Annotated in this window: 23 protein-coding genes and 1 riboswitch; of the genes, 8 read left to right on the top strand and 15 right to left on the bottom strand. The window is 73.4% G+C overall.

The annotated features are described in order from the left end of the window. Positions 1 to 430 precede the first annotated feature (430 nt). The 12 genes from tyrS to H9640_RS10885 form a co-directional block, all read right to left on the bottom strand. Positions 431 to 1690, bottom strand: coding sequence for a tyrosine--tRNA ligase (gene tyrS / locus H9640_RS10940; RefSeq protein WP_307824062.1), 1260 nt, complete (start codon positions 1688 to 1690; stop codon positions 431 to 433). Between the two features lie 133 nt (positions 1691 to 1823). Beyond that, complete coding sequence (locus H9640_RS10935) at positions 1824 to 2498, bottom strand: DNA-3-methyladenine glycosylase (RefSeq protein ID WP_191790713.1); 675 nt, start codon at positions 2496 to 2498, stop codon at positions 1824 to 1826. 81 nt (positions 2499 to 2579) lie between these two features. Continuing rightward, entirely contained in the window at positions 2580 to 3221 is a 642-nt protein-coding gene (locus H9640_RS10930) for a uridine kinase family protein (protein WP_191790712.1), read from the bottom strand. A 7-nt stretch (positions 3222 to 3228) separates the two neighbouring features. Beyond that, positions 3229 to 4698, bottom strand: coding sequence for an argininosuccinate lyase (gene argH, locus H9640_RS10925; protein ID WP_191790711.1), 1470 nt, complete (start codon positions 4696 to 4698; stop codon positions 3229 to 3231). Between the two features lie 3 nt (positions 4699 to 4701). After that, positions 4702 to 5931 (bottom strand): argininosuccinate synthase, encoded by a 1230-nt coding sequence (locus H9640_RS10920; protein ID WP_191790710.1) that lies wholly within the window; start codon positions 5929 to 5931, stop codon positions 4702 to 4704. Positions 5932 to 6030: 99 nt separating this feature from the next. Further along, positions 6031 to 6588, bottom strand: a complete 558-nt coding sequence (locus H9640_RS10915) for an arginine repressor (RefSeq protein ID WP_191790709.1) — start codon at positions 6586 to 6588, stop codon at positions 6031 to 6033. Then, positions 6585 to 7532, bottom strand: a complete 948-nt coding sequence (argF, locus tag H9640_RS10910) for an ornithine carbamoyltransferase (RefSeq protein ID WP_191790708.1) — start codon at positions 7530 to 7532, stop codon at positions 6585 to 6587. The genes H9640_RS10915 and argF overlap by 4 nt, the downstream gene beginning before the upstream one ends. Before the next feature lie 2 nt (positions 7533 to 7534). Beyond that, positions 7535 to 8971: an acetylornithine transaminase gene (locus tag H9640_RS10905; RefSeq protein ID WP_191790707.1), complete on the bottom strand. Its 1437-nt coding sequence runs from the start codon at positions 8969 to 8971 to the stop codon at positions 7535 to 7537. Further along, positions 8968 to 9948 (bottom strand): acetylglutamate kinase, encoded by a 981-nt coding sequence (gene argB / locus H9640_RS10900; protein WP_318243740.1) that lies wholly within the window; start codon positions 9946 to 9948, stop codon positions 8968 to 8970. The genes H9640_RS10905 and argB overlap by 4 nt, the downstream gene beginning before the upstream one ends. Further along, the gene (gene argJ, locus H9640_RS10895) at positions 9945 to 11141 is read right to left on the bottom strand and encodes a bifunctional glutamate N-acetyltransferase/amino-acid acetyltransferase ArgJ (RefSeq protein ID WP_191790706.1); all 1197 of its coding nucleotides are present in this window, start codon (positions 11139 to 11141) and stop codon (positions 9945 to 9947) included. The genes argB and argJ overlap by 4 nt, the downstream gene beginning before the upstream one ends. Then, complete coding sequence (argC, locus tag H9640_RS10890; protein WP_191790705.1) at positions 11138 to 12214, bottom strand: N-acetyl-gamma-glutamyl-phosphate reductase; 1077 nt, start codon at positions 12212 to 12214, stop codon at positions 11138 to 11140. The genes argJ and argC overlap by 4 nt, the downstream gene beginning before the upstream one ends. Positions 12215 to 12282: 68 nt before the next feature. After that, on the bottom strand, positions 12283 to 12654 hold the full coding sequence (locus H9640_RS10885) for a VOC family protein (protein WP_191790704.1): 372 nt from the start codon (positions 12652 to 12654) through the stop codon (positions 12283 to 12285). 10 nt (positions 12655 to 12664) lie between these two features. Between H9640_RS10885 and H9640_RS10880 the strand changes: the two genes are divergently transcribed. Beyond that, positions 12665 to 12892, top strand: coding sequence for a hypothetical protein (locus H9640_RS10880; RefSeq protein ID WP_191790703.1), 228 nt, complete (start codon positions 12665 to 12667; stop codon positions 12890 to 12892). Between the two features lie 52 nt (positions 12893 to 12944). Here H9640_RS10880 and H9640_RS10875 read toward each other — a convergent pair whose 3' ends face one another. After that, positions 12945 to 14783, bottom strand: coding sequence for a 2-isopropylmalate synthase (locus H9640_RS10875; protein ID WP_191790702.1), 1839 nt, complete (start codon positions 14781 to 14783; stop codon positions 12945 to 12947). A 191-nt stretch (positions 14784 to 14974) separates the two neighbouring features. Between H9640_RS10875 and H9640_RS10870 the strand changes: the two genes are divergently transcribed. Genes H9640_RS10870 through H9640_RS10860 form a run of 3 tightly spaced genes read left to right on the top strand, consistent with a single transcriptional unit; the run spans position 14975 to position 17048 of the window. Further along, positions 14975 to 15685 (top strand): FadR/GntR family transcriptional regulator, encoded by a 711-nt coding sequence (locus H9640_RS10870; protein WP_191790701.1) that lies wholly within the window; start codon positions 14975 to 14977, stop codon positions 15683 to 15685. A 56-nt stretch (positions 15686 to 15741) separates the two neighbouring features. Further along, positions 15742 to 16779, top strand: coding sequence for a quinone oxidoreductase family protein (locus H9640_RS10865; RefSeq protein WP_191790700.1), 1038 nt, complete (start codon positions 15742 to 15744; stop codon positions 16777 to 16779). Next, the gene (locus H9640_RS10860) at positions 16776 to 17048 is read left to right on the top strand and encodes a hypothetical protein (RefSeq protein WP_191790699.1); all 273 of its coding nucleotides are present in this window, start codon (positions 16776 to 16778) and stop codon (positions 17046 to 17048) included. Before H9640_RS10865 ends, H9640_RS10860 begins: the two co-directional genes overlap by 4 nt. A 78-nt stretch (positions 17049 to 17126) precedes the next feature. On the opposite strand, the gene thiD is transcribed toward H9640_RS10860, so the two are convergent. Both thiD and H9640_RS10850 read right to left on the bottom strand, forming a co-directional pair. Further along, entirely contained in the window at positions 17127 to 18731 is a 1605-nt protein-coding gene (thiD, locus tag H9640_RS10855; RefSeq protein ID WP_191790698.1) for a bifunctional hydroxymethylpyrimidine kinase/phosphomethylpyrimidine kinase, read from the bottom strand. Then, positions 18723 to 18823: riboswitch (TPP riboswitch) on the bottom strand. Its footprint overlaps the gene before it by 9 nt. An 84-nt stretch (positions 18824 to 18907) precedes the next feature. Beyond that, positions 18908 to 19249 (bottom strand): hypothetical protein, encoded by a 342-nt coding sequence (locus tag H9640_RS10850; protein ID WP_191790697.1) that lies wholly within the window; start codon positions 19247 to 19249, stop codon positions 18908 to 18910. A 177-nt stretch (positions 19250 to 19426) separates the two neighbouring features. Here H9640_RS10850 and H9640_RS10845 point away from each other — a divergent pair, with 177 nt between their 5' ends. The 4 genes from H9640_RS10845 (at position 19427) to H9640_RS10830 (ending at position 22613) form a co-directional block, all read left to right on the top strand. Further along, positions 19427 to 20197 (top strand): HEAT repeat domain-containing protein, encoded by a 771-nt coding sequence (locus H9640_RS10845; protein WP_191790696.1) that lies wholly within the window; start codon positions 19427 to 19429, stop codon positions 20195 to 20197. A 92-nt stretch (positions 20198 to 20289) separates the two neighbouring features. Beyond that, on the top strand, positions 20290 to 21276 hold the full coding sequence (locus H9640_RS10840) for a DUF389 domain-containing protein (RefSeq protein ID WP_191790695.1): 987 nt from the start codon (positions 20290 to 20292) through the stop codon (positions 21274 to 21276). A 92-nt stretch (positions 21277 to 21368) separates the two neighbouring features. Continuing rightward, on the top strand, positions 21369 to 21743 hold the full coding sequence (locus H9640_RS10835) for a hypothetical protein (protein ID WP_225227006.1): 375 nt from the start codon (positions 21369 to 21371) through the stop codon (positions 21741 to 21743). Between the two features lie 87 nt (positions 21744 to 21830). After that, complete coding sequence (locus H9640_RS10830; RefSeq protein ID WP_191790694.1) at positions 21831 to 22613, top strand: DUF899 family protein; 783 nt, start codon at positions 21831 to 21833, stop codon at positions 22611 to 22613. The last annotated feature ends 6 nt before the right edge of the window (positions 22614 to 22619 follow it).

Below are 22619 nucleotides of genomic sequence, written 5' to 3'. Positions count from 1 at the left end.
CAAGCACACTGTTGAGTTCTCAAGCAACCGACACGCACCGACTCCAACCCACCAGGGGCCTTCACTCGGGGCAACTTCTCTACCTTACCAGGTCTGGATCACCGTGTCTACCGCCGAAGCGGAGACGGTGGCTTCCCCGGTCCCCTCACGAGTCGACAGATCCAGGACCTGAAGTTCGTGTGGGTGGCCTGCCCGTGGGACCAGCCACTTCGCGGCGGCTCCGAGGAGCTTCGCAGTGGTGTCTGTTCCTCCCTGTCGGGCTGACATCCAGAAGATTACGTCGAGGTGACGGGCGAGGTCAAACCCGGGCGCGGTGACCCCGGTCACCGCGCCGCCAGCCGGTACGGTCGACGGCGCCGTGGGCCCCTTGCAACGACGGCGGGGCCAGGGGGACGAACCCCTTGGCCCCGCCGTCGTGCACGCGGGTCCGTCACGCGACCTCGGCCACCGCGAGCGTCCGCTTGCCCCGGCGCAGGACGGCGAAGCGCCCGTGCAGGAGGTCGTCCGCCCCGAGGGCAGCATCCTCGGACGTCACCTTCACGTTGTTGACGTAGGCGCCGCCCTCGGCGATCGCGCGCCGCGCCGCGCCCTTCGAACCCACGAGCCCCGACCCCACGAGAAGGTCGACGACGAGGTCGCCGGGCGCCGCCGTCGTGCGCGGGAGCTCCGCCACGGCCGCGGCGAGCGTGCCGGCGTCCAGGGCACCCAGGTCCCCCCGGCCGAAGAGCGCCTGGCTCGCGGCGATGACCGCCTCGGTCGCGGCGGCGCCGTGGACCAGCGTGGTGACGTCGGCTGCGAGCGCCTTCTGCGCCTCGCGCGCCGCGGGACGCTCGGCGACCGCACGCTCGAGCTCAGCGATCTCCTCCGCGGTGCGGAACGTGAAGATCTTGAGCCAGCCCACCACGTCGGCGTCGTCCGCGTTGACCCAGTACTGGTAGAACGCGTACGGGCTCATCATGTCGGGGTCGAGCCACACGGCCCCGCCCTCGGTCTTGCCGAACTTGGTCCCGTCGGCCTTGGTGATGAGTGGCGTCGTCAGGACGTGCACCGACGCCCCCTCGGCCTTGCGGATCAGCTCGACGCCGGAGAGCAGGTTGCCCCACTGGTCGTTGCCGCCCGTCTGGAGCGTGACGCCCTCACGCCGGAAGAGCTCGAGGTAGTCGTTGCCCTGCAGGATCTGGTAGCTGAACTCGGTGAAGCTGATCCCCTCGTCCGACCTCAGGCGACGCGCCACGGTGTCCTTGGCCAGCATGGTGCCCAGACGGTAGTGCTTGCCGATCTCCCGCAGGAAGTCGATCGCCGTGAGGTTCGCCGTCCAGTCGAGGTTGTTCGCGATGCGCGCCGGGTTGTCGCCCTCGAAGTCGAGGAAGCGCGAGACCTGCGCCTTGAGGCGCTCGGTCCACTCGGCGACCGTGTCCTTGGTGTTGAGGATCCGCTCCCCCGACTGACGCGGGTCGCCGATCATGCCCGTTGCTCCGCCGACGAGCGCGATGGCACGGTGCCCGGCGAGCTGCAGGTGGCGCAGCAGGATGAGCTGCACCAGGTGGCCGTGGTGCAGGCTCGGCGCGGTCGGGTCGAAGCCGCAGTAATACGTGACGGGTCCCTCGGCCAGCGCAGCACGCAGCGCGGCCTCGTCGGTGGACTGCGCCACCAGGCCTCGCCATTGCAACTCGTCGAGAACGTCGTTCACTGCATCTCCTTCGTCGTGCCCGCGCGCGGTGCGGCGCAGGGCGTGGGACGGGCGCGCCATCGTTCCGCGCGCCCGAGGTCCTAGTCTGCCGTGTCCCGCCCTCCAGCACCGACTCCGCCGGGGACCGGGCTCGTCAGCGGCTGCGGCGCGTCGCGGGCCGGTAGGCCGAGACGGTCGGGTCGCCCGTCAGCCACAGGCGCCACGGGTAGACGCTCGCGTCTCCGCCGTCGCCGCTCACGCCGACGCGAGGTCCGGTCGCGATCGCGGGCCGCAGGGTCCGCACGTCCCGGTGCACGACGACGTCGCCCGCCTCGTCCGTCACGTCCAGCCCGTAGTGGGCCAGGTCCAGGCCGAGCGCCACCGCGAGACGTGCCGGTCCGCGCGCGATCTGGCGGTCCGAGTCGCAGACGCCGGCAGCGAGCCGGCGCGCCCGTGCCAGCGCGACGCCGTCGGTCACCTCGCCCGCCCGCAGGAGGACCGCCGACGCGGAGCCCACCGGGCCGCAGACCACGTTGACGCAGTGGTGCAGGCCCAGGTGACGGTAGACGTACAGGTGACCCGGCTCGCCGTACATGGCCCGGTTGCGCTCGGTCCGACCGCGGAAGGCGTGCGACCCCGGGTCCTGCTCGCCGTCGTAGGCCTCGACCTCCGTGAGGCGGACGGTGACGCTGCCCTCCGGGGTGCGGTGGGTGATGGAGGCCCCCAGGAGGTCGCGTGCGACCTCGAGGCTCGGGCGGGAGAACCATCCGCGCGCGGGAACGTCCGGCGCGGGGGCGTCGAGGTCCGTGGTGGAACGGGACTCGGTCACATAGGCCTCCTGGCTGGGCGGGCGTCTCCCCCGCAATCTACGCCGAGCACGTCTCGACGTCTCACCTGCGATCGTGGACGGTCAGGCTTCGCCCGCGCGCTCGTGCGCACGAGGGCGCGCCGTGACCGGCTCGCCGAACCCGTCGAGCACGACGTCGGCCCGCTCGGCCGTCCCCTCGGTCGCGTAGACCGCTCGCTCCGAGGCCATCCACTCGAGCCAGTGCACACGGGCCTCCTGACCGTCGCGCGCGAGGCCGCGCGCCAGGCGGAGCTCGTCGTCGGCCTCGACCCAGACGAGCAGCGTCGTCATCTCGGCGATCCGCCGGGCACCCGCGCCGCAGCCCTCGACCACGAGGAACGGGGCGAGCGGGACGTCGTGCCACTCGGCGAAGTCCTCGAGCGTCCAGTCGTAGCGTTGATAGCGCCCGGGCCGACCGGCGGCGAGCGGGTCGAGGACCTGCTCCACGAGCCGCCCCGCGCCCGCCGTCATCCCCGTCCAGCCCTCGTACAGGTCGTCCATGTGGATCACCTGGGCAGGCAGCGCCACGCCGAGCTGCGCGGCCAGCGTCGTCTTCCCGGACCCTGCCGGCCCGTCGACGACGACCAGGCGGCACGCGCCCCCGCGAGGGACGCCCGGACCAGCCGGACGTCCCTGACCGAGGCGCGCTGCGCCGTCGTGCACGCGGGCCACGAGGTCATCGAGGACCGCAGCGCTCACGCTCATGGTGACCTCAGCCCTGCACCCAGAAGCGGTACTCGGCCGAACGCACCTTGGCCTCCTCGAGCTGCTCCGCGACACGCGCAGGAGCCGTACCGCCCACCGCGTCGCGCGAGGCGAGCGAACCCTCGACCGTGAGCACGTCCCGCACTCCCGGGGTGAGGTGCTCGGAGATCTCCGCGAGGTCCTCGTCCGTCAGGTCCCACAGCTCGATGCCACGCTCCTCGCACACGCGCACGCACGCTCCCGCGACCTCGTGGGCCACCCGGAACGGCACGCCCTGACGGACGAGCCACTCCGCGATGTCGGTCGCGAGAGAGAAGCCCTGCGGGGCGAGCGAGGCCATGCGCTCGGTGTCGAACGTCAGGGTGCGGACCATGCCCGCGTACGCCGGGAGCAGGACCTTGAGGGTGTCGACCTGGTCGAACACCGGCTCCTTGTCCTCCTGCAGGTCGCGGTTGTACGCGAGCGGCAGGCCCTTGAGCGTGGCCAGCAGACCCGTCAGGTCGCCGATGAGACGCCCGGCCTTGCCGCGCGCGAGCTCCGCGATGTCCGGGTTCTTCTTCTGCGGCATGATGCTGGAGCCCGTGGAGTAGGCGTCGTCCAGGCGGACGAAGCCGAACTCCTTGGTGTTCCAGATGATGATCTCCTCCGCGAAGCGCGAGAGGTCGACACCCAGCATGGCCGAGACGAACGCGAACTCCGCCACGACGTCCCGCGAGGCCGTGCCGTCGATCGAGTTCTCGACCGGGCCGTCGAAACCCAGGTCCGCCGCGACCGCAGCGGGGTCCAGGCCCAGCGACGAGCCGGCGAGCGCGCCCGAGCCGTAGGGTGAGCGCCCCGCCCGCACGTCCCAGTCGATGAAGCGGTCGACGTCGCGCAGCAGCGGCCACGCGTGCGCCAGCAGGTGGTGCGCGAGCAGCACCGGCTGCGCGTGCTGCAGGTGCGTGCGGCCCGGCATCGGGGCGCCGGGGTGCGCCTCGGCCTGCTCGATCAGGGCGTCGACGACGTCGAGCACCAGGAGCCCGATCGCGCGGGCCTCCTCGCGCAGGTACGACCGCACGAGCGTCGCGATCTGGTCGTTGCGCGAACGCCCCGCGCGCAGCTTGCCGCCGAGCTCCGGACCCGCGCGCTCGATGAGCCCGCGCTCGAGGGCCGTGTGCACGTCCTCGTCGGCCAGGACAGGGAGGAACGCCCCCGACCCGACGTCGGCCGAGAGCACGTCCAGCGCCTCGAGCATCGCGGTCAGCTCGTCGTCGTCGAGCAGCCCCGCGGCCGCGAGCACCTTGGCGTGGGCCCGGGATCCCGCGATGTCGTGCTGCGCGAGGCGCCAGTCGAAGTGCGTCGACTGCGAGAGAGCGGCCAGGGCCTGCGCGGGACCGCCGGCGAACCGGCCACCCCACAGGCTCACGGGAGCCTCCGACGCGCGCTCCACCTCGGCCGCGTCGCCCGCAGCGGCGCCGGACGTGATCTCGTCACTCATGGTTCACAGGCTCCCGGTGCCGAAGTCCACGCCGTTGCCGAACTTCTCGTCACGGGCCGCGGAGAGCTTGGCAGTGAGGCCGAAGATCTCGATGAAGCCCTTGGCCTGCGACTGGTCGAACGAGTCGCCCTCGTCGTAGGTCGCGAGGTTGAAGTCGTACAGGCTCGACTCGCTGCGGCGGCCCGTGACGGTCGCGCGTCCGCCGTGCAGGACGAGGCGGATGTCGCCCGAGACGTAGCGCTGGGTGTCGTCGATGAAGACGTCGAGCGACTTCTTGAGCGGGCTGAACCACATGCCGTCGTAGACCAGCTCGGTCCAGCGCTGCTCGACGCCACGCTTGAAGCGGGCCTGCTCGCGCTCGAGGGTCACGTTCTCGAGCTCCTGGTGCGCCGCGATGAGAGCGATCGCGCCCGGGGCCTCGTAGATCTCGCGGGACTTGATGCCGACCAGGCGGTCCTCGACGATGTCGATGCGGCCCACGCCCTGGGCGCCGGCGCGACGGTTCATCTCCTGGATGGCCTGCAGCGGGGTCACGGGGACGCCGTCGAGCGCGACCGGCACGCCCTGCTCGAACGTGATGACGACCTCGTCCGCGACCGGCGGGAACGTCGGGTCGTCGGTGTAGTTGTAGACGTCCTTCGTCGGGGCGTTCCAGATGTCCTCGAGGAAGCCCGTCTCGACGGCGCGTCCCCACACGTTCTGGTCGACCGAGAACGGGTTGTGCTTCGTCGTGGCGATCGGCAGCGAGTGCTTCTCGGCGTACGCGATGGCCTTCTCGCGCGTCAGCGCGAGGTCGCGGACCGGCGCGATCGTCTTGAGCTCGGGCGCGAGCGACGTCGTCGCGACCTCGAAGCGGACCTGGTCGTTGCCCTTGCCCGTGCAGCCGTGCGCGACGGTCGTCGCGCCGAACTGGCGAGCCGCGCGCACCAGGTGCTTGACGATCACGGGGCGCGAGATCGCGGAGACCAGCGGGTAGCGGTCGAGGTACAGGCCGTTCGCGCGCAGCGCGGGCATGCAGTACTCCTCGGCGAACTCGTCGCGGGCGTCCGCGACGTAGGCCTCGACGGCACCGCAGTCGAGGGCGCGCTGGCGGATGACCTCGAGGTCCTCGCCGCCCTGGCCGACGTCGACGGCCACGGCGACGACCTCGGCCCCGGTGGCCTCGCCGATCCAGCCGATGGCAACGGAGGTGTCCAGGCCGCCCGAGTAGGCGAGCACGACGCGTTCAGTCATGACTTGTTCTCTTCCTTGCGTGGGGTGATGGGTCCAAGTGTGGCAGCCGCCGAGGCTCGGCGGTCGCCGTGGTCGCTGCGCGGCCCGTGCGGGCCGTCGCTAGCCAGGAGGTGCTGAGATCGTGGGGGTGGCGGGGGTCACGGGGTTGGTCAGGGCCAGGAACCGCGCGGCCAGGTCCTCGCCGCCGTCGACGTCGCGCGAGATCACCAGGACGGTGTCGTCGCCCGCGATCGTGCCCAGGACGCCGACGAACACCGAGTGGTCGATCGCCGACGCCAGGTACTGCGCGGCGCCGGGCGGCGTGCGCAGCACGACGAGGTTGCCCGACGCCTCGGCCGAGACCAGCAGCTCGGCGCACAGCCGCGCGAGCCTGGCCGCGACGTACTCGGCGTCGTTCGCGACCTGGACCGAGCGGTCGCCGCCCTCGCCGGGCACCGCGTAGACCAGCGCGCCCGACGCGCTGCGGACCTTCTCGGCCCGCAGCTCGATGAGGTCGCGCGAGAGCGTCGCCTGCGTGACGCTCACGCCGTCCTCGGCGAGCGCCTTGGCGAGCTCGGCCTGGGAGTGGATCTCGTGCCGGGCGACGAGCTGCGCGATGCGCGCGTGGCGTGCCGCCTTGGTGGTGGGCACGCTCCCCGGGCCGAGGGCGGTCGTCACGAGCGTTCCAGCAACCAGGTCAGCAGCGCCTTCTGGGCGTGCAGGCGGTTCTCGGCCTCGTCCCAGACGGCCGACTGCGGGCCGTCGATGACCTCGGCCGTGATCTCCTTGCCGCGGTAGGCCGGCAGGCAGTGCAGCACGAGCGCGTCGTCGGCAGCGACCGCCATGAGCTCGGCGTTCACCTGGTACGGGACGAACGGCAGCTCGCGCTCGGCCGCGCTCGCCTCGTCGCCCATCGAGACCCAGGTGTCGGTCGCGACGACGTCCGCGCCACGCGTGGCCTCGGCCGCGTCCGTGGTCACGAGCACCGAACCGCCCGTGTCCCGGGCGATGCGCTCGGCGTCGGCGACGACCGCCGGGTCCGGCAGGAAGCCGGCCGGGGCCCCGATGCGCACGTGCATGCCCGCGGTCACGCCGCCCAGGAGGTAGGAGTGCGCCATGTTGTTGGCACCGTCGCCCAGGTAGACGAGCGACGTGCCGGCGAGCGAGTCGACGCCGCCGCGCAGCTGGGCGACCGTCAGCAGGTCCGCGAGGATCTGGCAGGGGTGGAACTCGTCGGTCAGGGCGTTGACGACCGGGACGGTCGCGGCCCGCGCCATCTCCTCGACGCGCTCCTGGCCGAACGTCCGCCACACGATCGCCGACGTCTGACGGTCCAGGACGCGGGCCGTGTCCGCGATGGGCTCGCCGCGCCCGAGCTGGCTCGACGCCGCGTCGATCACGAGCGGGTAGCCACCGAGCTCGGCGATGCCCACCGAGAACGACACGCGTGTGCGGGTCGACGGCTTGTCGAAGATCACCGCGACGGCCTGCGGCCCGCGCAGCGGCGTGCGGATGAAGCGGTCCTCGCGGAAGCCGAGGCCCAGCTCGAGCACCTCGCGCTGCTCGGCGGGGGTCAGGTCGTCGTCGCGCAGGAAGTGCCGGACGGAAGCGGTCGAGGTCACGGTCAGCCCTTCTGTGGGGTGGCTGGGGTGATGGACGGGGTGGTGGGGGCGGCCGTACCGGACGCGGAGGCGGCCACGAGGTCCGCGGGCAGGCTCGCGAAGAAGGCGACGACCTCGCTCGCCTGGTCGCGCGTCAGGATCAGCGGCGGGGCGAGGCGGATCGCGTCGGGCTGCACCGCGTTGACGATGAACCCGGCGTCGAGCGCCCTGCGCGCGACCTCCGCGGAGACCGGTGCCGAGAGCTGGACCGCGATCAGCAGGCCCAGGCCACGGGTTCCCGCGACCACGGGGTTGCCGCACGCGGCGATCCCGTCGCGCAGCGCCTCGCCGACCGCGCGCACGTTGGCCAGCAGGCCGTCGCGCTCGATCACGCCGAGCGTCGCGAGCGCGGCGGCCGCCGCGACCGGGTTGCCCCCGAACGTCGTGCCGTGCTGACCGCGGCCCAGGAGGGTCGCGGCGCGCTCACCGAACGCCACGACGGCGCCCACGGGAAAGCCGCCGCCGAGCCCCTTGGCGAGCGTGACGACGTCGGGCGTGATGCCCCCGCCGATCTCCTGCTGCTGGAACGCGAACCACGACCCCGTGCGTCCCACGCCCGTCTGGACCTCGTCGAGGACCAGCAGGGCGCCCGACGCCGCGGTCAGCTCGCGCGCGGCCACCAGGTAGCCGGGCGGCAGCGGGCGCACGCCCGCCTCGCCCTGGACCGGCTCGACGACCAGTGCCGCGACCTCGCCGCGCGCGGCGACGGCGTCGGGCGAGAAGGCCTCCTCGAGCGCGGCCACGTCACCGAACGGGACGAACTCGACACCGCCCGGCAGGGGCTCGAAGGGCTCGCGGTACGCGGCCTTCGACGTGAGCGCGAGCGCGCCCATGCTGCGGCCGTGGAATCCTCCCTCGAGCGCGAGGACACGGGTGCGCGTCCCGGGACCACCGACGCCGTCACGGTTGCGCCGGGCCATCTTGAACGCGGCCTCGTTGGCCTCGGTGCCCGAGTTGGTGAAGAAGACGCGCGACCCCTCGGGGGCCTGCGCGAGGTTCAGGAGCCGCTCGGCGAGCGCGATCTGCGTGGGCGAGCCGAAGAAGTTCGACACGTGCCCGAGCGTCCCGAGCTGCGCGCTGACCGCGGCCGTGAGCGTGGGGTGCGCGTGGCCCAGCGCGTTGACCGCGATGCCCGCGAGCAGGTCGAGGTAGCGCTTGCCGTCCGCGTCCCACACGTACGCGCCCTCGCCGCGGACCAGGACCTTCTGCGGTGCGCCGAACGTGTCCATGACCGCGTGCGTGTAGCGCTCGGTCCACTGCGCGACGCTGCCCGGGCCGGCCAGGGTCGTGTCCGCGGCCCCCTCGACGCTCCGGGCCGCGTCGGTGGCCTGCGTCTCGGTGGTCGCCGGGGCGACCTCGGCGGGGTGCGTCGACGAGACCTCGCCGGTCGTGCCGTTCATGACTGCTCCTGCGGGACGGGAAGGGCGGCGGGGGTGGAGGCGAGCGCGTCCGGGACGACCATGGTCCCGTTGCCACGCGTCGTGAAGACCTCCAGGAGGACCGAGTGCGCGACCCGGCCGTCGATCACGGTCGCTCGCGGGACGCCCCCGGACACGGCCCGCAGGCACGCCTCCATCTTGGGAACCATGCCGGCCTCGAGCGAGGGCAGCAGGTCGGCGAGCTCGGAGCGCGTGATCTCGGCGACGAGCGAGCTCTTGTCCGGCCACGACGTGTACAGGCCCTCGACGTCGGTCAGGACGATGAGCTTCTTGGCACCGAGCGCGACGGCGAGCGCGGCCGCGGCCGTGTCGGCGTTGACGTTGAGGACCTGGGTCGGGTCGTCGATGTCGGGTGCGATGGTCGAGACGACGGGGATGCGCCCGGCGTCGAGCAGGTCCTGGACCGCGGAGGGGTGCACCTCGACGACGTCTCCCACGAGCCCGACGTCCACGGGCTCTCCGTCGACCACGGCGTGGCGCCGCTGCGCCTGGAGCAGGCCGCCGTCCTCGCCCGACAGCCCGACCGCGTACGGGCCGTGCGCGTTGATGAGCCCGACGAGCTCGCGCGAGACCTGGCCCGTGAGGACCATGCGCACGACGTCCATCGCCTCGGGCGTGGTCACGCGCAGGCCGCCGCGGAACTCGCTCTCGATGCCGAGGCGCGCGAGCATCGCGGAGATCTGGGGGCCGCCGCCGTGCACCACGACGGGGTGCAGGCCGACCTGGCGCAGGAACACCATGTCGCGCGCGAACGCCGCCTTGAGCTCGTCGTCGATCATGGCGTTGCCGCCGTACTTGACGACCACGAGCGCGTCGCGGAACTCCTGCAGCCAGGGCATGGCCTCGAGCAGGACCTCGGCCTTCTGGCCGGGGGTCAGGTCCGTCCGCGTGTCGAACGCCGCCGACTGGGCGGCGACCTCTGACGTCTGGGCGCTCACGACGAGTACGCGCTGTTCTCGTGGACGTAGTCGTGCGTGAGGTCGTTGGTCCAGACCGTGACCTGGGCGTCGCCCGCGTGCAGGTCGACCTCGACGTGCACCTCGCGGGCCGAGGCGAGGTCGACGAGCTCGCGGGGCTCGCCCACTCCCCCGGCGCGGCAGACCTGGACGCCGTTGATCGACACGTCGAGCGCGAGCGCGTCGAAGGGTGCGACGTCCTCGGGGACGGTCCCGACGGCCGAGAGCACCCGGCCCCAGTTGGGGTCGTTGCCGAACACCGCGGCCTTGAAGAGGTTGGACCGGGTCACGGCGCGGGCGACCGCGAGCGCCGCGGTCTCGTCGCTCGCGTTCGTGACGGTCACCGCGATGTCGTGGCTGGCGCCCTCGGCGTCCGCGACCAGGGCCCGCGCGAGGTCCGCGCACGCCTCGGTCACGGCCGCCGTGAGCTCCTCGAGGGTCACCGGCACCTGGGACGCACCGGAGGCCAGGAGGATCACCGTGTCGTTCGTCGACATGCAGCCGTCGGAGTCGACCCGGTCGAACGTGGTGGCGGTCGCGGCCCGCAGCGCGGCGTCCGCGGTCGCGGCGTCGACGACGGCGTCCGTGGTCAGGACGCAGAGCATGGTCGCGAGGCCCGGTGCGAGCATCCCGGCTCCCTTGGCCATGCCGCCCACGGACCAGCTCGTGGCGCCGTCGACGCTGTGCTCGTCGGCCACGTCGCGCGTGACGAGGACGGTCTTGGGCACGGTGTCCGTGGTCATGATCGCGAGGGCCGCGTCGGGGCCGCCCTCGGCGTCGGCCGCGCCGACCGCAGCGTCACAGCCCGGGAGCAGCTTCTCCATGGGCAGGCGCTCGCCGATGAGGCCCGTCGAGCAGACCAGGACGTCGCCCGCCGAGACCTCGAGGAGGTCCGCGACGTACTCGGCCGTGCGGTGGGTGTCGGCGAAGCCCTCGGGGCCCGTGCACGCGTTCGCGCCACCCGAGTTGAGGACGACGGCGCGCGCGATGCCGTCGGCGACGGCCTGGCGCGACCACGCGACGGGGGCCGCGAACACGCGGTTCGACGTGAAGACGGCCGCGGCGACGTCGAGCGGGCCCTCGTTGACGACGAGCGCGACGTCCTTCTTCCCGGTGGACTTGAGCCCGGCGGCGACTCCTGCGGCCCGGAAGCCGAGCGGTCCGGTGACGGTCACGGTGCGACCCCTTCGGTGGTCAGGCCCAGGGTCTGCGGCAGTCCCAGGGCGATGTTCATGGACTGCACGGCGCCGCCGGCGGTCCCCTTGACGAGGTTGTCGATCGCGGTCACGGTCACGACGCGGCCCGCGGCGCGGTCGATCGCGACCTGGACCAGGGCCGTGTTGGCGCCCAGAGTCATGGCCGTGGTAGGCCACTGCCCCTCGGGCAGGAGCTCGACGAAGGGCTCGCCGACGTACGCCTGCTCGTAGGCCTGACGCAGGTCGGCGACGCTCAGGTCCTCGTGGCCCGGGGCCAGGCGGGCCGTCGCGGTCGCAAGGATGCCGCGCGCCATGGGCACGAGCGTGGGCGTGAAGGAGATCGTGACCTCGTCGGCGCCGGCCGAGCGCAGGTTCTGCGCGATCTCCGGGATGTGGCGGTGAGAGCCGCCCACGGCGTAGGGCTGCGCGGAACCGAGCGCCTCGGAGGCGAGCAGGTGCGTCTTGAGCGACTTGCCCGCGCCCGAGTACCCGTTCGCGAGGACCGCGACGACGTCCACCGGGCTGAGCAGGCCTGCGGCGATGCCGGGCTGCAGGCCCAGGGTCACGGCCGTGACGTTGCACCCGGGGACCGCGATGCGCCGTGCGCCCGCGAGGACCTCGCGCTGCTTGGTGTACTCGACGCCCGCGCCGGTCTGCTCGGTGATCAGGAGCTCGGGCAGGCCGTAGGGCCAGGTGCCGGCGTGCTCGGAGCCGTAGAACGCGGTCCAGTCCGCGGCGGACGCGAGCCGGTGGTCCGCGCCGAGGTCGAGGACCAGGACGTCGTCGGGCAGCTGCGCGGCGATCTCACCGGACGCACCGTGGGGCAGCGCGAGCACGACGACGTCGTGGCCCACCAGGTGCTCGACGGTCGTGGGCAGCAGCACGCGGTCCGCGAGCGAGCGCAGGTGCGGCTGGTGCAGCCCGAGGAGCGATCCTGCGTTGGAGTGCGCCGTGAGCGCGCCGATCTCGACCTCGGGGTGCCCGGCGAGCAGCCGGAGCATCTCCCCGCCCGCGTAGCCGGACGCACCGGCGACTGCCACTGTGATCGTCATATGCAGAACTATACATAGTTATGCAGTCGATGTGGAACCTCTTCGTCCCGGTGCGTCCCGGTGCGGTCCTATGCGCCCCAGACGCCCAGCTCGTTGCCGCTCGGGTCCAGGAAGTGGAAGCGCCGGCCGCCCGGGAAGTCGTACGGCCCCTCGACGATCTCCCCGCCCGCGTCCTGGACCAGCAGCAGGGACTCGTCGAGGTCGTCCGAGAAGAGGAGGACGAGCGGGCCGCCGCGCGTCACCGAGTCCGCGAGCGCCAGCCCACCGGCCTCCGCCTCGCCCTCCTCCGCGGAGGTCCGGAAGCCCGCGTACCCCGGCCCGTAGGGGACGAACTCCCACCCGAAAGCCTCCGCGTAGAACGACTGTGCGGCCGCCATGTCCGTGACGGAGAGCTCGAGGTAGTCGATCGAGTGGTGGATGCCGTGCGCGTGGGTAGCCATGCCCGGCAGCGTGCCACGCGGCACCGACAGGAGGCACCGACACGAGGCCGGCGGCCGCACCGACGCCGGTCAGGCCTGCTGGTCCGACGGCCCGTCGGAGCGGACCGGGCGACGGCAGTCGTCGACGACGGGCGAGAGGCTGTGGGTCCTGGACGACGTGCCGGTGTCCGAGACGGTCCTCGCGTTCGGCGGGGCGCTGCTGCGAGTCGGCGAGACGTCGCTCTCACGCTGGGGGTGACGGGACGGCGGTGTGGCCTTGTCGCCCCACCGCCACGGGTCTCGCTCGTCGGTCAGGCACCGTCCGCCGCAGCGAGCGCCGGGTCGTGGCGCGCCGCGGCCGTCGCGCGGGGCCGGCTCGCTGCCGCCCGGAGCACAGCGCGCACGCTCGCCCCCAGCACCGACTCGTCCCGCCCCACCGCCCACGCGACCGAGCCGTCTGCGGCACGGTGCTCCAGGTAGGTCACGGCCCCCGCGTCGGCGCCCGAGGTGACCGACTGCTGCGTGAGCCCCAGCACCTCGACCGGCACGCCCAGCCCGGCGAGGACCCGGGTGAGCGCGTCGACCGGCCCGGCCCCGGTGGCGGACCGCTCGACCCGCTCACCGTCCAGGGACAGCACGACGTCGAGGCGCTCGCGGTCGCCGTCCGCCTCGGGCTGCGCCACCGACCAGGCGAGCGGCAGGACCTGGCGTGCTCCGTCGTCGGGCAGGACGTACGCCGCCTCGAAGAGGCGCCACAGCCCCTCGGCCGTGACCTCTCCCCCGCTGCGGTCCGCGTGCGCCTGGACCCGGCGGGCGAAGTCGATCTGGAGCCGCCGCGGCAGCTCCAGGCCGTACGCGGACTCGAGCAGGTACGCGATGCCGCCCTTGCCGGACTGGCTGTTGACGCGCACCACCGCGTCGTACGAGCGCCCGACGTCGGCAGGGTCGACAGGCAGGTACGGCACCGTCCAGGGAGCGTCCGCGGGGTCGACGCCCGCGGCTCGCGCGTCCGCGCGGTGACGCGCGAACCCCTTGCGGATCGCGTCCTGGTGCGTCCCGGAGTAGGCCGTGTGCACGAGGTCGCCCGCGTACGGGTGGCGCTCGTGCACACCGATGCCGTTGCAGTCCACGACCGTGCGGCGGATCTCGTCGATGTCGGAGAAGTCGATCATGGGGTCCACGCCCTGCGCGTGCAGGTTGAGGCCCAGGGTCACCAGGTCAACGTTGCCCGTGCGCTCGCCGTTGCCGAACAGGCAGCCCTCGACTCGCTGCGCGCCCGCGAGGACCGCGAGCTCGGCACACGCCACGCCCGTGCCGCGGTCGTTGTGGGGGTGGACGGACAGGATCACCGCGTCGCGCCGGTCGAGGTGCCGGTGCATGTACTCGATCTGGTCGGCGTACACGTTGGGGGTCGCGACCTCGACCGTCGCCGGGAGGTTGAGGATCACGGGCCGCTCCGTGGTGGCGTCCCACAGGGTCGTCATACGCGCGCAGACCTCGAGCACGTAGTCGGGCTCGGTGAGGTTGAAGACCTCGGGCGAGAACTCGAAGCGGACGCGGGGGTCGTCCCCCGCGTGCTGCAGGACCTCGGTGCCCGCGGCGGCGATCAGGTCCGAGAGCTCGGCACGTCCCTTGCCCAGCACGACGTCGCGCCAGGTCGGCGCGGTCGCGGTGTACAGGTGCACCACGACGGGGTTGCGCAGGCCACGGACCGACTCGAACGTCCGGGCGATCAGGTCCGCCCGGGCGGCCGTGAAGACCACGATCGTGACGTGCTCGGGGGCCAGGTCCGTCTCGGCGAGCAGGCGGACGAAGTCGAAGTCGGTCTGCGAGGCGGACGGGTAGCCGACCTCGATCTCGGTGTATCCCATCGCGACGAGCAGCTCGAAGAACCGCCGCTTGCGGGCGGGGTCCATGGGCTCGGTCAGGGCCTGGTTGCCGTCGCGCAGGTCGACGGGCACCCACAGCGGCGCCGCGGTGAGGCGACGGGTGGGCCACCGGCGGTCCGTGAGCGGGACGTCGACGCGCGAGAACACGTCCTGGTAGCGGTGCGAGGGCATGCGCGAGGCGCGCTGGCGGTTCCACGCGGGCTGGCCTGGCGCCCGCGCACCGTCAGGGGTGCGCAGCGTGGGGAAGGGGCTGATGGTCATGGTCGTCTGGCTCCGGGGGGCGGGCCGCGCGGTGCACGGCAGGCGGGTCCGACCGGCGCACGGCAGACCCCCACGGCGGGGAGCCGGTCGGCTCAGGCCCCGCCGCGGCGACCAAGAAGGAGTGCGCTCCACGACATGAGGGGTACGCTAGCCGCCATCAAGTCCTCAGACAACCTGAGAGGTTGGCCCCCATGCCCACGCTCCGCCGGCTCCCCCTCGCCGACCAGGCGGCCGAGCTCATGCTCGACCGTGTCCGCACCGGCACGTGGCCGCTGGACCACCGGCTCCCCGGCGAGCAGGCGCTCGCAGCCGAGCTCGGCGTCGGGCGCTCGACCGTGCGCGAGGCCATCCGTCAGCTCGCGGGCAAGGGCGTGCTCGAGAGCCGCCAGGGCTCGGGCGTCTACGTCGTCCGGGCCGAGGCGAGCGAGGACTGGGAGGAGGTCCTGCGGCGCGGCGAGGTCGTCGACGTGCTCGAGGTCCGCGGCGCCCTGGAGACCGAGGCCGCCCGGCTCGCCGCGACCCGCCGCACCCCGGCCGACCTCCGCGCCCTCGCCACGGCGCTCGCGGGTCGCGGCGAGGTACCGGCGACCGCGAGCGCCCAGGAGTACGTCGACGCCGACCTGGCCTTCCACCGCGCGGTCGTCGACGCCGCGCACAACGCGGTCCTGACCGACCTGTTCGCCACGTTCGTCCCCCGCCTGCGTCGGGCGATGGTCGACATGATCGAGCTCGACGGCGCGGGCGAGCGCCACCGGCACGACCAGGACGCCCACGAGGCGATCCTCGACGCCGTCCGGGACCGTGACGCCGACCGAGCCGCCGCGTCGAGCCGCCGGCACCTCGACGCCGTCCACGCGAAGGTCGCCCGTGAGCCCCTCGATGCGCGGGGTCGTCGAGTGTGAGAGCCGGGAGGAACCCTGGGGCGCCCAGGACCACCCCCGCCACCTAGGCTGACCCCATGCGCGCGATCCAGGCACTCCAGGCAGGTGGCCCCGACGTCCTCGAGCTCGTCGAGCTCCCGACCCCCGTCCCGGGCCCCGGCGAGCTCCTCGTCGACGTCGCGGCGGCCGGGGTCAACTTCATCGACACGTACCGTCGGGCGGGGGTGTACGCGATGGAGTACCCGCACGTGGTCGGCACCGAAGGCGCGGGCGTCGTCGCGGCCGTCGGCCCGGGGGTCGCCGACTTCGGGCCCGGCGACCACGTCGCGTGGACCAACGCGCACGGGTCGTACGCCGAGCAGGTGGTCGTCCCCGCGGACGTCGCGATCCCGGTACCTGCGTCGGTCGACCTGCGCGTCGCGGCAGCCGTCGGCCTGCAGGGGCTCACGGCCCACTACCTCGTGACGTCGACGTACCCGGTCCAGCCCGGCGACGACGTGCTGCTGCACGCAGGGGCCGGCGGCGTCGGGCTGCTCGCGACCCAGCTCGCGGTGCGCCGCGGTGCGCGCGTCATCACGACCGTCTCGACCGACGCCAAGGCCGAGCTGTCGCGCGCGGCCGGTGCGTCCGACGTCGTGAACTACGCCGAGCTCGACGACCTGACGACCGAGCTGCCCGCGATCGTGCGCGACCTCACGGGCGGGCGCGGCGTCGCCGTCGTCTACGACTCGGTCGGCAAGGACACGTTCGAGGCGTCCCTCGCCTCGCTGCGCCGCCGCGGCATGCTCGTGCTGTTCGGCGGGTCCTCGGGCCAGGTGCCGCCGTTCGACCTGCAGCGTCTCAACAAGGGCGGTTCGCTGTTCACGACGCGCCCCAAGCTCGACGACTACACCGCGACGCGCGCCGAGCTCCTCGACCGGGCGAGCGAGGTCATCGCGCTCGTCGCCTCGGGTGACCTCGACGTCCGCGTGGGGGCGACGTTCCCGCTGGCACGCGCGGCCGACGCGCACCGCGCCCTGGAGGGGCGCGCGACGACCGGCAAGGTGCTGCTCGTCCCCGGCCTCGACGCCGGCACCGGCACGACGCCCGGGCCGGCCACGGACCCCGCCTCGTGAGCTGGGACTGGGTCCCGCCACGACCCGGCGAGGACGAACCCACCCGCCGCTCCGACCGGCGCCTGCGCCTGGCGCTGACGGTCCTCCTGGTCGTCTTCACGGGCGTGCTCGCGGTGTACTACCTGACCGTCGGGCTCGACCAGATGCGCACGCAGTGCCTGGCCGACCGCCCCGCGGGCGTCTCGACCAGCGAGGTCACCACGACGTGGCGCTGGTGGCCGCCGGGGTACGACTGCGGGTACCCGGCGGACGGCGCGCAGAGCGCGTAGCGCTTCCCGCGCCGAGAAGTGGGCAGATGCCCCGGTTCGAGCCCGATCCGGGGCATCTGCTCACTTCTCGGCGGGAGCTCAGTGCGCAGCGCGGGGCGGCGCCGGCCAGGTCGGTCGCGTCAGCCCCTGCTCGAAGAACAGGTACTCGTGCATCGAGGACAGCTCGAACGCGCGCAGCATCCGCTCGCGCTCGGCGGGCGAGGCCCAGCGCGCGGCCTCGTCGGCGAACGAGCACGCGGCGCGCGTCGCCTCGGCGAAGGCCGGGTCGCCGTAGAGTGCGATCCACCGTGCGTAAGGATGCCCGTCGAGGTCCCCCGCCCGGCGCACCAGGACGTCGCCGATGTGCGAGTACAGCCAGTAGCACGGCAGCAGGGCCGCGACCGTCTCCGCGTAGGACCCGTTCGAGGCCGCGTGGAGGTGGTTCGTGTAGGCGGCCGTCACGGGAGACGGGTCGACGCTCTCGACCGCCCCACGGTCCATCCCGGCGTGCTCGCCCAACCAGTCGCGGTGCAGCGCCTGCTCGACCTCGAGCGACTCGACCGCGGCCCCCGCGAAGAACTGCCGCGCCTCGGGCGTGGGCGCGAGCCGGCTCGCCCGCGACAGCACGCGCGAGTACTCGGCGAGGTACGCGGCATCCTGCGCGAGGTAGAACCCGAAGTCCCCCGCTGAGAGGCTCCCGTCCGCGAGCGCCCGCACGAAGCCCATGCGCTCGACGGCCTCGCGCCACCCCGCGATGCGCTCCCAGGCCTCCTCGGAGAACGTCCGCTGCCCGAGCGTGGGCAGGTGCGCCAGGTGGTCGACGGGTCCGCGCCCCGTGCCCACGGCCAGCGCTCCCCCGGCCCGCAGCGCGCCGCTCAGCCAGGCCTTGGCGTCGCGCGTCGCGCTCTCCCAGCCGTCCCGCCGGGGACGCAGCGCGGCGACCGCCGCCGAGAGCGAGCACCCGGTCCCGTGGGTGTGCACGGTGTCGACGCGGGGCGCCGAGAAGGTCGTGACGTCGTCGGGCCCGCGAGCGCCCACCAGGGCGTCGGGCGACTCCTCCCCGGTGAGATGACCACCCTTCAGGAGCACGACGGCGCCGCTCGCCACGTGCAGCCGCCTCGCCTGGGCGAGGGCGTCGGGCCAGGTGGTCGCAACCTGCTCGCCGACGAGGACGGCGAGCTCGGGGAGGTTGGGGGTCACGAGGTCCGCGAGAGCGACCAGCTCGCACACGGCCTGCTCGGCCCCCTCGTCGAGGAGCCGGTGGCCGCTCGTGGCGACCATGACGGGGTCGAGCACCACGAACGGCGGCTGCACGCGCCCGAGCCACGCGGCGATGGCGCGCGCGTTGGGCTCGTCGGCGACCATGCCGATCTTCACGGCGTCGATCACCACGTCGTCCGAGACCGCGTCGAGCTGTTCGGCGAGGAACTCCGCGCCAGGGACGTGGACCGTGCGGACGCCGTGCGTGTTCTGGGCGACCAGGGCCGTCGTGACGGCCATGCCGTACGCGCCGTGGGCCGCGAACGCCTTGAGGTCGGCCTGGATCCCGGCGCCCCCCGTCGGGTCGGTGCCCGCGATCGACAGGACGCGGGGGCGGGAAGGCTCGGGCCCCCGCGACGCGCCGTGCTCGTCCGCGACCACGGCGTCCGCCGCAGGCGTGCGGGCAGGTGCGGGCAGGACAGGTGTAGTGGCAGCAAGCGACATTGCCGACATCCCTTCGCTAGTGCTAGCTAGATCAGGTTCGACGGGTGTGATCTCAGCCCGGCTCGTGGGAGCGGGCACCCCGTGTCTTCGCAGGGAACTCTAGCGGGCGGACGGCCCGCCCGCGGGCAGGAGCTCGCCAGGTGGCACCAGCACGGTCGGCTCGTCCGTCGCCCCGGTCAGGGGGACGTCGGGGTACCGGTCGCGACGACAGTGATCCGCGACGTCGACACGTACTTCTCGAGGCACGACACGACACGCTCCAGGTCGGCGCGGGTGGCGTCGGGGACCAGTCCGAACGACGTCCCGACCGGCGGCATGATCGCCGGGGTCAGGGCGTAGTCGACGGCCGGATCCGCCGCGCACTCCCCGTCGCCCTCCGACGGACCCTCGACCTGGACGACCCACGGCCCCTCGGCGGGTGCGGCCACAGGGCCGGCCGCGCCGAGCGCGGCCCCGAGCGCGAGCGAGCCGCACGACACGGCCAGGACTCCGACGAGCAGTGCCGTACGGCGGGACATGGCGGTCACCTCGGTGGTCGTCGTCGACAGAGGGGGCAGGTGGGTCAGGTCAGGCAGGTGGGGCCACCACCGTAGCGGACCTGCCGAGAAGAGGCCGCGCGGCGAGCACCCCTATGCTCGCCGCATGGTCCGCTGCTCCCACTCCCCCGCGCGTCGGTCGCTCGGCTCGGCCGCGCGATGACCGCCGACCTGGTCCCCCGGCTTCTCGACCCGGACCCCGAGGTCCACGAGGACGCGGTCGACGACGCCGCCGCGCGGGCCATGGACGACGACCAGGGCGCCGTCGAGGCCCTGCGTGACGTCGTGCTGCACTTCGAGCGGTTCCCGATCGGCACGTTCGAGCGGACTCTCAACCGCCTCTACGCCTTCGCGGACCCATCGCTCGAACCGGCGATGATGCGCGCTCTCGAGTCCGGGGTGTCGGCCACCTGGTACCTCACGGCAGCGTGCGCTCGGGCGGGATTCCGGGGAGCCGTCCCCTACGCCCTCACCCTGCTCGGCTCCCCCGCCACCTACGAGCGGAGTGTCGGCTGCGAGGTGCTCGGTGACCTGGACGCGCACGAGGCAGTACCGCACCTCATCGCCCGGCTCGGCGACCCGGAGCACGTCGTGCGGGAGGCCGCGGCCCGCGCACTGGCCGGCATCGGAGGCCCGGACGCCGTCGACGCGTTGCGGCGCGAGCTCGTCGAGCACCGGTTCCCGCTCCTCGGGTACGTCGCGAGCGCCCTGGGGACGATCGAGCCCGACCAGACGGTCTGGCTCCTCGCCCACGCGTCCGTACCGGACGTCGACGCCCGGTACTGGGCGGTCCGTGCCCTCGGGAGCACCGGGAGCGACCTCGCCCACGAGCGGCTGCTCCTGGTGGCCGCAGACCCCACGGAGGAGACGGCGGCCATCGCGAACCGCAGCACGGTCGCGAGCGCGGCCCGCAAGGCCCTCAAGACCTGACAGCGCGTGCGCCGCGTCCGCGCGGGCACACCGAGCGCACACGACGACCCCCTGTGATGCTGAGGGCACGATCAGCACCCGTGGGAGGCAGCATGCGCGTCACGACGGCCGACATCCAGCGGATGACCACGGCGTTGTTCATCTCCGAGGGGCCGACGGCGAGGTCCCGGCAGGCCACCTTCTGGACCCTGCTGATCCTCGCGGCCGTCATCGCGTCGGCGGGTGTCGCGGCCGACAGCACGGCCACCGTGATCGGCGCCATGATCGTCGCTCCCCTCATGACGCCCATCGTCGGGACGGCGCTCGCGATCGTCCTCAACGACCACCGGAACCTGACCTCGTCGGCGCTCCTGGTCGTCGCGGGCGCCGCCGGGGTGGTCGCGACCGGCTACCTCGTCGGCCTGTTCGTCCCGATCGAGATCGTCGCGGCGACCAACAGCCAGGTCGCGGGCCGCGTGACGCCCCAGCTCATCGACCTGCTCGCGGCGCTCGCGACCGGAGCCGTCGGGGCCTTCGCCCTGGTGCGGGCCGACGTGTCGGACGCGCTGCCCGGCGTCGCGATCGCGATCTCGCTCGTCCCGCCGCTCGCGGTCGTCGGCCTCACGCTCGAGTCGGGCGCCCCGGACCAGGCCCTGGGGGCTCTCCTGCTGTTCGCGACCAACGTCGCCGCGATCATCGCGACCGGCACGCTCGTCTTCCTGCTGTTCCAGGTCCGCACGGCCGCGGGCGAGGCCGAGAGGTTCGTGGGGCCGCTGCGCGGCGCGAGCCTCGTCACGGTCGCGGCGGCGCTGCTCGTCGTGGCGGTGCCCCTCAGTGCGATCAGCCAGCACGTCCTGCGGCAGAACGCCGACAAGATCGCCGCCGCCCCCGTCGCCGCCGAGTGGGCCGAGCAGGAGCAGTGGACGGTCACCGGGATCTCCTTCAGCGGGTCCGTCCTGAGGATCGAGGCGATCGGCCCGGCCCCCGAGGCCGACCCCGCCACCCTGCGCACGGCCCTCGACGAGGCCGGGCTCGCGGACGTCGACGTCGACGTCACGCTCGTCATCGGCGGGACCCGGCGGCTGCCCGCGTCCGAGTGACCGAGCATTCGACGCGAGCCTCCGGTTGAGCCGGAGCGCGCGGCGGCGGATGCTGGGGGCGACCGTCCGGTCCAGCCACGAGGAGGTCGGCCATGCACCCGACGCACGACGTCTCGCCCCACGAGAGCGCACGTACCGCCCGCCCCACGCTCACGTCACCACGAGCCCGGCGCATCGCCCTCGCCGCCGCGCTGGTCGTCGGGGCGCTCGCGCTCGCGGCCTGCGCTCCCGGTCCCAACCCCGACGTCGGCACGCCCACCGCGGACGGCAGCCCGGCCGGGTTCTGGCTCGGCCTGTGGCAGGGCGTCATCGTCCCCGTCACGTTCGTGGTCTCGCTGTTCACCGACACGGTGAACATCTACGAGGTCCACAACAACGGCAACTGGTACGACTTCGGCTTCGTGCTCGGGCTGGGGCTGTTCGTGGGCGGGCCGTTCGGCGCCTCGCGGGGTCGCCGCAACCACTGACGATGAGTTCCGGCCCGGTCCCGAGTCTGCCCTCGTGACCGCAGGAGCGCGCCGTGCGCCCCTGCCCGAGCCCGCACGGAGGACACCATGACGACCCCGCCCGACGACTCGACCACACCGAGGTCCGCCCGACCGCCCGTCGTCGACCTGGCTACCTGGGAGGCCGCTCGGGACGAGCTCCTGGACCGCGAGAAGGCCCACACGCACGAGGGAGACGCCATCGCGGCTGCCCGACGGCGACTGCCCATGGCGAGGATCGACGGCACCGTGAAGGTCGTCGGCCCCGACGGGCCGGTCCCGTTCGTGGAGCTGTTCCAGGGGCGCGACGAGCTCGTGATCTACCAGCACATGTGGCACGACGGCGCACCGCACCAGGGCCAGTGCGAGGGCTGCACCTGGACGGCCTGGAACCTGAAGGACGCCGTCTACCTCAACGCGCGCGGCGTCTCGTTCGCCATCGTCACGACCGGGGCGTGGGACGAGGTCGCCCCGTTCGTCGAGTTCATGGGCTACACCCAGCCCTGGTTCTCGGTGCGCGACCTGGACGCGCCCGTGGGCGGCGAGATGGGGTACCTCTCGTGCTTCCTGCGCGACGGCGACGACGTGTTCCTCACCTACCGGACGACAGGTCGCGGCACCGAGCCGACCAACCCGGCGTTCGCCCTGCTCGACATGACGCCCCACGGCCGTAGCGAGGCCTGGGAGGCGCAGCCGGACGGGTGGCCCGAGGGGCGCGACCCGGGCTGGTTCTGGCGCTCGGACGCGGACGGCGTCGCCGGCTGGAGCGAGACCACGCGTCCCGTGCCGCAGTGGACCCGGCCGGGGGCCACCGCCGTGGAGACCCTCGGCCGGCACGGTCACCACCACTGACCGTCG

The sequence above is a fragment of the Oerskovia gallyi genome (genome assembly GCF_014836745.1).
Taxonomy (GTDB): Bacteria; Actinomycetota; Actinomycetes; order Actinomycetales; family Cellulomonadaceae; genus Oerskovia; species Oerskovia paurometabola.
This window is presented reverse-complemented; position numbering and strand designations above follow the sequence as displayed.

What these genes read in the sequence shown, in the direction of transcription:
- H9640_RS10930 (WP_191790712.1), bottom strand. Translation starts at nt 3,221, where the DNA reads ATGAGCGTGAGCGCTGCGGTCCTCGATGACCTCGTGGCCCGCGTGCAC.
- argH (WP_191790711.1), bottom strand. Translation starts at nt 4,698, where the DNA reads ATGAGTGACGAGATCACGTCCGGCGCCGCTGCGGGCGACGCGGCCGAG.
- H9640_RS10920 (WP_191790710.1), bottom strand. Translation starts at nt 5,931, where the DNA reads ATGACTGAACGCGTCGTGCTCGCCTACTCGGGCGGCCTGGACACCTCC.
- H9640_RS10905 (WP_191790707.1), bottom strand. Translation starts at nt 8,971, where the DNA reads ATGAACGGCACGACCGGCGAGGTCTCGTCGACGCACCCCGCCGAGGTC.
- argC (WP_191790705.1), bottom strand. Translation starts at nt 12,214, where the DNA reads ATGACGATCACAGTGGCAGTCGCCGGTGCGTCCGGCTACGCGGGCGGG.
- H9640_RS10885 (WP_191790704.1), bottom strand. Translation starts at nt 12,654, where the DNA reads ATGGCTACCCACGCGCACGGCATCCACCACTCGATCGACTACCTCGAG.
- H9640_RS10875 (WP_191790702.1), bottom strand. Translation starts at nt 14,783, where the DNA reads ATGACCATCAGCCCCTTCCCCACGCTGCGCACCCCTGACGGTGCGCGG.
- H9640_RS10870 (WP_191790701.1), top strand. Translation starts at nt 14,975, where the DNA reads ATGCCCACGCTCCGCCGGCTCCCCCTCGCCGACCAGGCGGCCGAGCTC.
- H9640_RS10865 (WP_191790700.1), top strand. Translation starts at nt 15,742, where the DNA reads ATGCGCGCGATCCAGGCACTCCAGGCAGGTGGCCCCGACGTCCTCGAG.
- thiD (WP_191790698.1), bottom strand. Translation starts at nt 18,731, where the DNA reads ATGTCGCTTGCTGCCACTACACCTGTCCTGCCCGCACCTGCCCGCACG.
- H9640_RS10850 (WP_191790697.1), bottom strand. Translation starts at nt 19,249, where the DNA reads ATGTCCCGCCGTACGGCACTGCTCGTCGGAGTCCTGGCCGTGTCGTGC.
- H9640_RS10845 (WP_191790696.1), top strand. Translation starts at nt 19,427, where the DNA reads ATGACCGCCGACCTGGTCCCCCGGCTTCTCGACCCGGACCCCGAGGTC.
- H9640_RS10840 (WP_191790695.1), top strand. Translation starts at nt 20,290, where the DNA reads ATGCGCGTCACGACGGCCGACATCCAGCGGATGACCACGGCGTTGTTC.
- H9640_RS10835 (WP_225227006.1), top strand. Translation starts at nt 21,369, where the DNA reads ATGCACCCGACGCACGACGTCTCGCCCCACGAGAGCGCACGTACCGCC.
- H9640_RS10830 (WP_191790694.1), top strand. Translation starts at nt 21,831, where the DNA reads ATGACGACCCCGCCCGACGACTCGACCACACCGAGGTCCGCCCGACCG.